Origin of the sequence: Bradyrhizobium genomosp. III (assembly GCF_000261705.1) — a bacterium.
In the GTDB taxonomy this organism is placed as follows: Bacteria; Pseudomonadota; Alphaproteobacteria; order Rhizobiales; family Xanthobacteraceae; genus Bradyrhizobium; species Bradyrhizobium ottawaense.
On record NZ_AJQF01000205.1, the window covers coordinates 1 to 11,762 of the forward strand.

The following is an 11,762-nucleotide window of genomic DNA, read 5'->3' on the forward strand; positions in this document are numbered from 1 at the left end:
GAGGTGAACCTGCGGGGCCTCGCCTTCAAGGACGTGAAGCTGTCCAGCGAGACCGTGGACGGTAAGCAGGTGCTGGTGATCGAGGGTGTGATCGTCGGCGAGGGCAAGAAGCCGCTCGACATTCCGCGGCTGCGCTTTGCCGTGCGCGACGGGCAAGGCGCCGAGATCTACGCCTGGAATACGGTGCTGGAGCAGACCGTGCTGCGGCCCGGCGAGCGCGCCTTCTTCCGCTCCCGCCTGGCCTCGCCGCCGCCGGAAGGCCGCAATATCGACGTTCGCTTCTTCAACCGGCGCGACATTGCCGGCGGCAGCGTATAATCGCGCCGCCCGGTACCGAGGTTGGTCCGAAAGTTGGTCTCATGCCGAAGATCTTGATCGCCGATGACGAAGATTCGATGCGCACGCTGGTGGCGCGCGCCATCGCCATGGACGGGCACGAAACGGTCACCGCGCAGGACGGCGCCGAGGCGCTGGAGATCCTGACCCGCGAGGACGGCGCCTTCGACCTGCTGCTCACCGACATCCAGATGCCTATCATGGACGGCATCGCGCTGGCGCTCTCCGCCGCGCGCGATTTTCCCGATTTGACCATCTTGCTGATGACCGGCTTTGCCGACCAGCGCGAGCGCGCCTCGAACCTCAATGCGCTGGTGCACGACGTCGTGACAAAACCGTTCTCGGTCGCCGACATCCGCACCGCGGTGGCGGACGCGCTGGCGGCGAAAAAGGGGTAGTGGCGGGCAACCTTAACCACACATACCGCTGTCATGCCCCGGCTTGCCGTCTTCGCTGACGCTTCGCCGGCCGAGTACCCGCGTGGGCCCGGCGTAGCATCGCGGAGCCGGGACCGGGGCATCCAGTACGCCGCGGCCTATCGACTTAGTCACTGCTGTCTCTGGAATACTGGATCGCCCGGTCCCGGCTCCGCCAAGGCCCACACGGCGCTGGCACGCCGAAGCTTCAGCGAAGGCGGCAAGCCGGGCGATGACAGTGAGCTTGTGGCGACTTCGCCTCAAAAATCCTTCAGCAGCCGCTCGATGTAATCGAGCTCGATCTGCGGGCGCGAGCTGTCGCCGAGGCGGCGGCGGAGCTCTTCGAGGATGCGGCGGACGCGCTGGGCGTCGATCTCGCCCGGGATCTTGACGGTGTAGTCGTCGCTGAGATCGCGGCCGTGAAGCGGGCGGCCCAGCGGATCGGTCTGATTGCCGCCGCTTTGCTGCCGGCCGGCCCGATTGCCGGGACCATCGCCCTGCCCGTCGCCATCGCCCTGCTGCATCGCCTCGGCCATCTTCTGCGCGCCCTTGCGCATCGCGTCGAGGGCCTTGCCCTGCGAGTCCACGGCGCCATCGGCATTGCCTTCGCCGAGCTTCGAGCCGGCATCGCCCATGGCGCCGTCGGCGGCATCGAGGCTGCCGTCATCATCGCCCTGGTCGCCGTCCTGATCGCCGCTCTGGCCCGGATCGCCCTGCTGCCCTTTCTGACCCTGCTGACCCTTCTGGCCTTTCTGTCCCTTCTGCGCGAGGCCGCGCTTGGCGAGCTCGTCCTGCAGCTTCTTCAGGCGGTCGCGCAGCGACTGCTGATCCTGCTGCAGGTCCGACATCGACTGGTCGCCCTGCGGCTTGCCGCGCGAGCGGTCACGCCGGGAATCCTGGCCCTGCTTGAAAGTCTTGTCGCGCAATTGCTGCTGCTTGCGGATCATGTCGCTGAGCTCGTTCAGCGCCTGCTCCATGTCGCTCTCGCCGGACTGCCCGGGCTGCGCCATCTGGAGATTTTCCATGATCTGCGCGAGCTGCTCGAGCATGCGCTGGGCCGCCTCTTTATTGCCCTCGCGCGCCGCCTTCTCGATCTGCCGCAGCAGGTCATCCAGATCGCGCTGCGTGATAACGGAACGATCGCGATTGGACGACTGGCTTCTTTCCGTGGCGCGCTTGTACTCCTCGAGCTTCTGAATGGCGTCGGACTGGTTGTTCAGGCTCTTCCCGGATTCCTTCTGCCTGAGGCTGTCGCCGGATTCCTGCATCGCCTTTTCCGCGCTGTCGAGCAGCGCATCGGGATCCTGATCCAGCTGAGCCGCGGCCGGCGAGACGCCGCCCAACAGCATGGCGAGGCAGGCGATCGACATCGCCTTCAAGACTGGCACGGGTGCTAGCTTCCGCATTTCCGGTCCCGCGTAAACTGGTTGGTCTTGTCGTCCCCCGCCTTGTTGGCACGGCTGTTCGCCGATTTGCGATAGGCCTGAAGCTGCTCGCGCAAGACGTCCTGCTGCTGCGCCAGCTCGGCGAGCTGCTCGGGCGTCGCATGCTGGGTCTTTTGTCGCAGCTCGACTGCCTTGTCGAGGATGAGCTGGACCTCCGCCGGGAACGGCTGCCGGGCGCCGAGCGGATTCTGCTCGGCGCGGCGGGCGAGATCGCGCACCTTGCCGGCCATGGCCTCACGCAGCTTCTGCGTCAGCACCCTGAGCTCGTCCTCGCTGGCTCCGCGGTCCAGCGCCGCCTTGAGCGCATCCTGCGCCGAGCGCAGCGCGGCGTTGACACTGCCGGCGACGCCGTCATCCTCGATGGTCGTCGCGAAGGCCCACATGCTCGCCACCACGTTGCGCAGCGCATCGTCGGTGCGGGCGGCCTCGAGCTGGCTCGCCAGACTCCGGAGGCCGAGATAGCAGCCGGCATCCGGCGTGAACAATTCGGGTGCGATCATGAGCGCGTCGAGCGCGGTGTAGACGTCGGAATTCCTGTTGGCGTCGAGCGCGAGGATGCGGCGCTGCTCGATCAGCGCGCGCGCGAGCGAGTTGGTGAACAGACGCTCGGGCAGGCGCATGTTGAAGGGTTCGCTCCTGGCCTCGTTGCCGGCCTCGTCCTTGGCGGTGAGCGTCAGCGTGACGTCGGCGCCGGCATAGGGGTCCTCGCTGAGATCCTTCACGGTCTGGCCGACGCCGTTGCGGGTGCGCGCGTTCGGCAGCACGAGCGGGAATTGCGGCGGCTGGAACAGCGGACGCGCCGCGGCCTTGCCGTCGGAATCCTTGCTGCCATCCTTGACGGCATCTTTGGCGTCGGCGGGGCGCAAGGCAATCTGCGCATCCGCGCCGGTGACGCCGTAATCGTCCTCGATCTTGTAGGAGAGCTGGAGCCCGCCGCGCGCCTGGCGCTCGGGATCCTTGGCGAGCGCGATCGTCGGTGCACGGTCCGGCGTTGCCGCAAACGCCCATTGCGGCTGGCCGGAGGGCGCGCGGACATGCGCGGTGCCGTCTGCGGTGATGGTGAAATGCTTCTCGTTGGTGCCCTTGGGCGCGGCTTCCGCGGGAGCGGCCTCCTTGAGGCCGCCGGAGACGACGACATCCAGGCTGCCGCCGGAGGAGCGTACGATCAGGGTTGAGCCGGCGGGAACGGCAAGCGGGCCGGCGGCGGGCACCGCCGCGGCCTCCTTGTTGGCGGCCGACAGGATGACCGGCGGCTTGCCGGTGTAAAGCGGCGGAGTGACCCAGGCATCGACGCGAACATTGGCCGGCGCCAGCACGCCGTTCCAGTCGAAAGCGGCCCCGAGCCGCATCGCGCGCTCATCGCCGGCGGCGAAGAAGGTCGCGACCAGCATCACCATGACCAGCGCGCGCAGCGCCCAGGGATCATGCAGCGCGAGCCGCGGATGCGGCAGACCGGCGCGGATGCGCTTGAGCGAGACCAGCGTACGCTCGCGCTGCGCCTGCCACAGCGCCTGTGCGACCGGGTCCTGCGAGGACAGCGTGTCCGTCAGCGTCGTGGCCGGGCGATGACGGATGCCGGAGCCACGATCGAGCCGGCTGAGTGCCTCCTCGCGGCTCGGCCAGCGGAAGCGAATCAAGGGAAACAGGACGGCAATGGCGATGCCGGCGAAAACGACGAGACCGATGGCACGGGCAATGAACGGCAGCGCCAGCCAGAGGCCGGCCCAGGACACCACCAGGAACAGCCCGACGACGGTCAGAAGCCGCGCCAAATTCGGCCAGGCACGCTCCCACGCGATGGCATAAATGGCCCGATCGAGGGCCTGCGCCAGCTTCAGCCGCGACAGAGCATCGCTGTTGCGGATCGGGTCTGACGGGTCGGGGGTGACGCCGTTCAATCAACTCTCCAGGTTGCCCGGTAGAGAAGCCTATCACAACGGCAGCACTGAGGCATCCGTTCCGGCACGGGAGACACCCCTTTTCCCGCATAACACGAGGACGTGACTGGCCCGCGGCAACCCCGTAATTTCCGCGCCGCCCCGAGGGACAAGAGAGGAAACGCCATGGACAAGAAGATGCACGACAAGGGCCTGGAAGTCCGCAAAGCGGTGCTGGGCGAGGCCTATGTCAACAACGCACTGAAGAACGTCGACGATTTCAACCGCCCGTTCCAGGAGATGCTGAACGAATATTGCTGGGGCACGGTGTGGGGCCGCGAGGAGCTGCCGCGCAAGACCCGCAGCATGCTCAACATCGCCATGATCGCGATCCTCAACCGCCAGCACGAGTTTCGCGCGCATCTGAAGGGCGCGCTGACCAATGGCGTCAGCCGCGAGGAGATCCGCGAGATCCTGATGCAGGTCGCGATCTATGGCGGCATGCCCGCCGCCGTCGACAGCTTCCGCATCGCGCGCGAGGTGTTCGCGGAGATCGACGGCAAGGCGTGAGATGTCGTCAAATCTCCGCTGTCGTCCCGGGGCGCGCGTAGCGCGAACCCGGGACCCATAACCACAGGCAGCTGTGGTTAGCGGGACTCGGAGTGACCGCTTCCGCGCAACGACACCTCCCTGTGGTTATGGGTCCCGGGCTCATCGCTTCGCGATGCCCCGGGACGACGAGCGGAGAATGATGGCCGCTTCACGTTCAACCACCAACGAATAACAACCACAAGGAAACACCATGGACATCGGATTCATCGGGCTCGGAAACATGGGTTTCCCGATGGCGCGGCGGCTGATCGAGGCGGGACACAGGCTCGTCGTGTTCGACACGCGCAAGGAGGTGACGGGCAAGCTCGAAGCGCTCGGCGCTAAGCCAGCGACATCGCCGAAGGACGTCGCCGACCAGGTCGAGACCGTGATGGCGAGCCTGCCCTCGCTGCAGGCTTCGCTCGAGGTTGCAACGGGAGCGAACGGCGTCATCGAGGGCAGCCGCGCAAAGCGCTTCATTGATCTCTCCACCGTCGGATCCGCGATGGCCGTGAAAATTCACGGCCTCCTCGCCAAGCGCAACATCGTGCAGATCGACTGCCCCGTCTCCGGCGGCGTCGGCGGTGCCGAGAAGGGCACGCTGGCGGTGATGGTGTCAGGGCCGAAGGCGGAGTTCGAGCTGCTCAGGCCCGCCCTCGACGTGATCGGGAAAGTGTTCTTCATCGGCGAGAAGCCCGGCGCGGCGCAGACCATGAAGCTCGCCAACAATTTCCTGTCGGCCACCGCGATCGCGGCGACCTCGGAAGCGGTCGTGATGGGCGTGAAGGCCGGGCTTGATCCCGCCGTCATGATCGACGTCATCAATGCCGGCTCCGGCATGAACACCGCGAGCCGAGACAAGTTTCCGCGCGCCGTGCTGCCGCGCAGCTTCGACTTCGGCTTCGCCACGGGGTTGATGGTGAAGGACGTGCGGCTGGCGCTCGAGGAGATGAAGCAGCTCGGCCTGTCGATGGAGGTCGCCGACGCGGTCGGGCGGTTGTGGGAGACCGTGATCAGCGCGGAAGGCGCCGAGTCCGATTTCACCGCGGCGATCAAGCCGATCGAGAAGAAGGCGGGCGTTGTGGTGGGTGGAGCGAAGGGTGGGGTGACGGGGAAGTAGCGATCCCAATCTCCGCTCGTCGTCCCGGACAAGCGAAGCGCAGATCCGGGACCCATAGCCACAGGAGGGTGTTTGGCGAAGGCTCGGAGTCACCAGCTTCGAGTCATAACCACTTCCTGTGGTTATGGGTCCCCGCCTACGCGGCGACGACACCGCGGCTGTTGAGCCGGCGTCGTCTCACAGCCACGGCGCCGGCGTGTCCATCGCGATCAGCTGCTCGACCTCGATGCGCGGACGGACCACGGCGTACTGATCGTCCTTCACCAGCACCTCCGGCACCAGCGGCCGCGTGTTGTAGGTGCCGGCCTGCACCGCGCCATAGGCGCCCGCGGTCATGATGGCGATGAGATCGCCGGGCGCGGGCGTCGGCAGCGTGCGGTCGAGTGCGAGATAGTCGCCGGTCTCGCAGACCGGGCCGACGACATCGGCCATGATGGTGGCCGCGCCCTTGGCGGGCTGCTTCACCGGCAGGATGTCGTGATGTGCCTCGTACAGCGTCGGGCGAATGAGGTCGTTCATGGCGGCGTCGATGATGACGAAATTCTTGCCGTCGCCGTGCTTCACATAGATCACCTTGGCGACCAGGATGCCGGCATTGCCGACGATCATGCGGCCCGGCTCGAACATCAGCGTGCAGCCGAGATTGTGGCTGACGCGCTTGACCATGGCGGCATAGGCCGCCGGCGCCGGCGGCGCCTCGCGGTCCATGTAATAGGGAATGCCGAGGCCGCCGCCGAAATCGACATGGGAGATGTTGTGGCCGTCGGCGCGCAGCGTCTGCACGAATTCGGAGAGGATGCGGAAGGCGGTCTCCATGCCGGAGAGGTCGGTGATCTGGCTGCCGATATGCACGTCGGTGCCTGTTACCTCGATGCCCGGGAGCTTGGCGGCGCGGGCATAGACCTCTCGCGCATGCACGATCGGGATGCCGAACTTGTTCTCGGACTTGCCGGTGGAAATCTTGGCGTGGGTGCCGGCGTCGACATCGGGATTGACGCGGAGCGAGATGCGCGCGGTCTTGCCCGTCTCGGTCGCCAGGCGCGACAGTAGCTCGAGCTCGGGCTCGGATTCGACGTTGAGACAGAGGATGTCGGCGGCGAGCGCGGCGCGCAGCTCTTGTTCGGTCTTGCCGACACCGGAGAACAGGATCTTATTCGGCGGAATGCCGGCGGCCAGCGCGCGCTTCAATTCACCACCGGAGACAACGTCGGCGCCGGCGCCCAGCTTGGCCAGCGTGCGCAGCACCGACTGGTTCGAGTTCGCCTTCATGGCGTAGCAGACCAGCACCTTCTCGCCGGCGAAGGCCTCGGTGAAGACGCGATAGTGCCGCTCCAGCGTCGCGGTCGAATAGCAATAGAACGGCGTGCCGACGGTTGCGGCCAGCTCGGACAGGTTCACCGCCTCGGCGTGCAGCACGCCGTTGCGATAGTCGAAATGGTTCATGACGCAGGCTCGGTTGTCCCGGCTTATTTCTTGCCGGGAGGTTCGTCCAGGAGCGGATCGAGAATGAACGGTTTCTTCCTGCCCTTGGCCGCCGCAGGCGCGGCATCCGCACCGTAGGTGGGATTGAACACGCTCGGCGTCCTCTGGGCCTCGGTCTCGGTGTCGGTTGGCGCAGCACCGTTGGCCGTGGGCGCGTTGGCGGTCGGCGGTAAATCCAGCGGGCCCTTGCGGCCGCAGCCGGCAAGCGCAAGCGCCGTCAGGCTCAAGACAATGATGGCCCACCCCGAGCCGGCCGGGCGAAACTTTGACGTCACGACGAAATCCCCACTACGCGGGGCGCACCATACAGAGATTGGCGCGCTCTGGCGAGAGCCGGATGACCATGAAACATAAGCGAAATTTTGCCCCTCAGCCCAATTTTCGCTCTTTTTCCAGCCGCTTCGCCCAGGCCTTGGCCTGCGACGCCACGTTCTTCGGCGCGGTGCCGCCGAAGCTGGTGCGGCTCTTCACCGACGATTCGACCGAGAGCACGCCGAGCACGTCCTTGGTGATTTTCGGCTCGATCGCCTGCATCTCCTTGAGCGGCAGCTCGTGCAGCGCGACGCCGCCCTCGGCGGCCTTGGCGACGATGCGGCCGGTGACGTGATGGGCTTCACGGAACGGCATTTTCAGCGTCCGCACCAGCCAGTCGGCAAGGTCGGTCGCGGTGGCATAGCCCTCGCCCGCAGCAAGCTTCATCTTGGCTTCGTCAGGCACGAGGTCGCGGACCATGCCGGTCATGGCGCGGATCGCCAGCGACAGCGCGGCAAAGCCCTCCATGGCGCCCTGCTTGTCCTCCTGCATGTCCTTTTGATAGGCGAGCGGCAGGCCCTTCATCACGATCAGGAGACCGTTGAGCGCGCCGATGACGCGGCCGGTCTTGGCGCGCACCAGCTCGGCGGCATCCGGATTGCGCTTCTGCGGCATGATCGAGGACCCAGTGGTGAACTTGTCGCTGAGCCGGATCATGCCGACCAGCGGCGAGGTCCAGATCACGATCTCCTCGGCAAAGCGCGACATGTGGACGGCACAGATCGAGGCGGCCGACAATGTCTCCAGCACGAAGTCGCGGTCGGAGACGGCATCGAGCGAGTTCGCCATCGGACGGTCGAAGCCAAGCGCCTTCGCGGTGGCGTGGCGGTCGATCGGGAACGAGGTGCCGGCCAGCGCGGCGGCGCCGAGCGGGGATTCATTGAGCCGCTTGCGCGCATCCTGGAAACGGCCGCGATCGCGCGCGGCCATCTCGACATAGGCGAGCAGATGATGGCCGAAGGTCACGGGCTGCGCGGTCTGCAGATGGGTGAAGCCGGGCATCACGGTGGCGGCATGCTCCAGCGCGCGATTGACCAGCGCGGCCTGGAACGCGGCGAGCGCCGCGTCGGTCTCGTCGAGAACATCGCGGACATAGAGACGGAAATCGGTCGCGACCTGGTCGTTGCGCGAGCGCGCGGTGTGCAGGCGGCCGGCGGCGGGGCCGATCAGCTCGGACAAGCGGCTCTCGACATTCATATGGATGTCCTCAAGCGCGCGCTTGAACTCGAAGCCGCCCTTGCCGATCTCTGACAAAATCGTGTCTAGACCCTTGCCGATATTTTTCGCATCAGAGCCCGTGATGATGCCCTGGCTGGCAAGCATCGCAGCGTGGGCCTTGGACGCGGCAATGTCCTGGGCGAAGAGGTGACGATCGACGTCGATGGAGACGTTGATCTCTTCCATGATCTCGTCGGGACGTTCCGAGAACCGGCCGCCCCACATCTTGTTGCTCATGATCCCCTGCTCACGCCTTGATTTGCCGCACGTTTGCTGGCCGCCGCCAGCCGTATTAAGAGGCCCCTGATAGCCATATCTGCGACCGGATGACAAACGATATGCTCGATAAGACGCCCTCCGCCACGCGCCGGGTCCCCCTCGTCATCGCCACCGTGGCGGTCGGAGGGCTGGCCGGCTTCGCCGCGCTGTACGGACTGGGCCTGGGCCGGTCGCCTGGCGGCGATCCGGCCTGCAAGCCGGCGGTTGCGACGGCGCAGAAAATCGCCCCCCTCGCCCACGGCGAGCTGGCGGCGCTGACCATGGCGAGCGCCCCCCTGAAGCTGCCCGACCTCGCCTTCGAGGACGCCGACGGCAAGCCGAAGAAGCTGTCCGATTTCCGCGGCAAGACGCTGCTGGTGAACCTCTGGGCCACCTGGTGCGTGCCATGCCGGAAGGAAATGCCGGCGCTGGACGAGCTCCACAGCAAGCTGTCGGGCCCGAATTTCGAGGTGGTGGCGATCAATATCGACACCCGCGACCCCGAGAAGCCGAAGACGTTCCTGAAAGAGGCCAATCTGACCAGGATCGGCTATTTCAGCGACCAAAAAGCAAAGGTTTTTCAAGATCTTAAGGCGATAGGCCGGGCGCTTGGCATGCCCACCTCCGTGCTGGTCGATCCGCAAGGCTGCGAGATTGCGACGATTGCGGGACCGGCGGAATGGGCGAGCGAGGACGCGCTCAAGCTGATCCGGGCGGCGACGGGCAAGGCCGCCGCGGCGCTCTAGGGATTTTTAGGCGGTGACGTTGAGATTGGCGCCGACGCCGGCACCGACATTGGCCAGCGAAGGCTGCCCGGCACCCATCAGCGTCAGGACGGTGGATTTCTCCATGTCCATGTTCTGCTTGGTCAGCGTCGCCGAGATATTCGACTGCAGCGCGCCTTGCTGAGCGGCCAGCATGGTGCTGACCATTGCCATCATGTCCATTACGCGAACCCTCTTACCGGCTGCAGCCTAGGCGCGAGGGGTTAATGAGACATGAATTGTCACAGGACCGTGGTGTGGCCTCTTGTCTGTGTCCCGGACGCGGCGCGGCACGAAGTGACGCACCGCAGAGCCGGGACCCATGCTTCAGCGTGCACGAGGCTTCTGGGCCCCGGCTCTGCAGCGCATCGCTGACGCGCTGCGCAGCGTCCGGGGCACGAAACCGCCTTAGCGCGTCGGAACCGGCTTGGCGCCGCGGTAATCGTAGAAGCCGCGCTGGGTCTTGCGGCCGAGCCAGCCGGCCTCGACATATTTCACCAGCAGCGGGCACGGGCGGTACTTGGAATCGGCCAGCCCCTCATGCAGCACCTGCATGATGGAGAGGCAGGTATCGAGGCCGATGAAATCAGCCAGCTCCAGCGGGCCCATCGGATGGTGGGCGCCGAGCTTCATGGCCGCGTCGATCGCCTCCACGTTGCCGACGCCTTCATACAGCGTGTAGATCGCCTCGTTGATCATCGGCAGCAGGATGCGGTTGACGATGAAGGCCGGGAAATCCTCGGAGACCGCGACCTGCTTGCCAAGCTTGGCAACGAATTCCTTGGACGCCTCGAAGGTCTGGTCGTCGGTGGCGATGCCGCGGATCAGCTCCACCAGCTCCATCAGCGGCACCGGATTCATGAAGTGAATGCCGATGAAGCGCTCGGGCCGGTCGGTGGCGGCGGCAAGCCGGGTGATCGAGATCGAGGAGGTATCGGAGGCGACGATTGCCTCGGGCTTCAGCACCGCGCAGAGCTCGTGGAAGATCTTGCGCTTGACCTCTTCCTTCTCGACCGCGGTCTCGATCACGAGGTCGCAGTCGGCGAGGTCGTCCAGCTTCTCGGCGGACGTGATGCGCGCCATCGCCTTGGCCTTGTCGTCCTCGGAGACGGCCTTCTTGGAGACCTGGCGCGCCAGATTGCCATTGATGGTGGCCATGCCCGACTTGAGGCGATCAGGCGAAACGTCGTTGAGCACCACGTCGAAGCCGGCCAGCGCCGCGACATGCGCGATGCCGTTGCCCATCTGACCCGCGCCGATCACGCCGACCTTCTTGATCACTGCCGCCATAATGTCATCCACCGGAACGGCGCGCGACGAGCGCGCCTGCTATCCCCCGAGCCGGGAGGTCTGATTTGATCAGAAGCTTGATTTAATCAGAACCCGGGCTCGAAACCTAGATTGGATCGCTTCCCCGGCGTGCCCCACGCCAAAGAAAACGCTTCAGAAATGAAACACCGGCCGGAGTTTATGCCTCCGGCCGGTGTTTTTGGCGTCTTTTACTTGCCAAGCTTGCCAAGTTCGGCCGTCAATTCCGGAACCGCCTGGTAGAGATCGGCGACCAGGCCGTAATCGGCAACCTGGAAGATCGGCGCGTCCTCGTCCTTGTTGATCGCGACGATCACCTTGGAGTCCTTCATGCCGGCCAGATGCTGGATCGCGCCGGAAATGCCGACGGCGACATAGAGCTCGGGCGCCACGACCTTGCCGGTCTGGCCGACCTGCCAGTCGTTCGGCGCATAGCCGGCGTCCACCGCCGCACGCGAGGCACCGACACCGGCCCCAAGCTTGTCGGCGAGCGGCTCGATGTACTTGGCAAAATTCTCGCGGCTCTGCATGGCGCGGCCACCGGAGACGATGATCTTGGCCGAGGTCAGTTCGGGACGATCGCTCTTGGCGACCTCCTCGCCGACGAAGGACGACAGGGCCGGATCGGCCGGCGC

Annotated in this window: 12 protein-coding genes and 1 pseudogene; 5 read left to right on the forward strand and 8 right to left on the reverse strand. The window is 65.8% G+C overall.

Annotation, left to right across the window (positions count from 1 at the left end; genetic code table 11):
- Together IC66_RS0117765 and IC66_RS0117770 are read left to right on the forward strand one after the other, a co-directional pair.
- Positions 1-318 (forward strand): annotated as a pseudogene (locus IC66_RS0117765) (thioredoxin); the annotation flags it as partial.
- 41 nt (positions 319-359) lie between these two features.
- Positions 360-734 (forward strand): response regulator, encoded by a 375-nt coding sequence (locus IC66_RS0117770; RefSeq protein ID WP_028139933.1) that lies wholly within the window; start codon positions 360-362, stop codon positions 732-734.
- Positions 735-1,012: 278 nt separating this feature from the next.
- Here the strand turns inward: IC66_RS0117770 and IC66_RS0117775 are convergent, their stop codons facing one another.
- Together IC66_RS0117775 and IC66_RS0117780 are read right to left on the reverse strand one after the other, a co-directional pair.
- Positions 1,013-2,158, reverse strand: coding sequence for a DUF4175 family protein (locus IC66_RS0117775; protein ID WP_028139932.1), 1,146 nt, complete (start codon positions 2,156-2,158; stop codon positions 1,013-1,015).
- Positions 2,146-4,095 carry a TIGR02302 family protein gene (locus IC66_RS0117780; RefSeq protein ID WP_038948520.1) on the reverse strand — a complete coding sequence of 650 codons (1,950 nt, stop codon included), beginning with the start codon at positions 4,093-4,095 and terminating at the stop codon, positions 2,146-2,148. Before IC66_RS0117780 ends, IC66_RS0117775 begins: the two co-directional genes overlap by 13 nt.
- Before the next feature lie 165 nt (positions 4,096-4,260).
- On the opposite strand from IC66_RS0117780, the gene IC66_RS0117785 reads away from it, so the two are divergent.
- Together IC66_RS0117785 and IC66_RS0117790 are read left to right on the forward strand one after the other, a co-directional pair.
- The gene (locus IC66_RS0117785) at positions 4,261-4,644 is read left to right on the forward strand and encodes a carboxymuconolactone decarboxylase family protein (RefSeq protein ID WP_018316258.1); all 384 of its coding nucleotides are present in this window, start codon (positions 4,261-4,263) and stop codon (positions 4,642-4,644) included.
- Positions 4,645-4,876: 232 nt separating this feature from the next.
- Complete coding sequence (locus tag IC66_RS0117790) at positions 4,877-5,785, forward strand: NAD(P)-dependent oxidoreductase (protein WP_038948522.1); 909 nt, start codon at positions 4,877-4,879, stop codon at positions 5,783-5,785.
- Between the two features lie 177 nt (positions 5,786-5,962).
- Here the strand turns inward: IC66_RS0117790 and lysA are convergent, their stop codons facing one another.
- The 3 genes from lysA to argH all read right to left on the reverse strand — a co-directional run bounded on the left by lysA (position 5,963) and on the right by argH (position 9,034).
- Positions 5,963-7,228, reverse strand: a complete 1,266-nt coding sequence (gene lysA / locus IC66_RS0117795) for a diaminopimelate decarboxylase (RefSeq protein ID WP_028139929.1) — start codon at positions 7,226-7,228, stop codon at positions 5,963-5,965.
- A gap of 23 nt (positions 7,229-7,251) precedes the next feature.
- Positions 7,252-7,542 carry an LPS translocon maturation chaperone LptM gene (gene lptM / locus IC66_RS0117800; RefSeq protein WP_038948523.1) on the reverse strand — a complete coding sequence of 97 codons (291 nt, stop codon included), beginning with the start codon at positions 7,540-7,542 and terminating at the stop codon, positions 7,252-7,254.
- Between the two features lie 94 nt (positions 7,543-7,636).
- Positions 7,637-9,034, reverse strand: coding sequence for an argininosuccinate lyase (gene argH, locus IC66_RS0117805; RefSeq protein ID WP_028139927.1), 1,398 nt, complete (start codon positions 9,032-9,034; stop codon positions 7,637-7,639).
- A gap of 101 nt (positions 9,035-9,135) precedes the next feature.
- On the opposite strand from argH, the gene tlpA reads away from it, so the two are divergent.
- Complete coding sequence (tlpA, locus tag IC66_RS0117810; RefSeq protein ID WP_028139926.1) at positions 9,136-9,801, forward strand: thiol:disulfide interchange protein TlpA; 666 nt, start codon at positions 9,136-9,138, stop codon at positions 9,799-9,801.
- Between the two features lie 6 nt (positions 9,802-9,807).
- Here the strand turns inward: tlpA and IC66_RS0117815 are convergent, their stop codons facing one another.
- From IC66_RS0117815 to IC66_RS0117830, 3 genes are all read right to left on the reverse strand, one after another.
- On the reverse strand, positions 9,808-10,002 hold the full coding sequence (locus IC66_RS0117815) for a hypothetical protein (protein WP_028139925.1): 195 nt from the start codon (positions 10,000-10,002) through the stop codon (positions 9,808-9,810).
- A 225-nt stretch (positions 10,003-10,227) separates the two neighbouring features.
- Complete coding sequence (locus tag IC66_RS0117825) at positions 10,228-11,109, reverse strand: 3-hydroxybutyryl-CoA dehydrogenase (RefSeq protein ID WP_028139924.1); 882 nt, start codon at positions 11,107-11,109, stop codon at positions 10,228-10,230.
- 209 nt (positions 11,110-11,318) lie between these two features.
- The coding region (locus tag IC66_RS0117830) for an electron transfer flavoprotein subunit alpha/FixB family protein (protein WP_038948524.1) at positions 11,319-11,762 on the reverse strand (444 nt) is incomplete at its 5' end.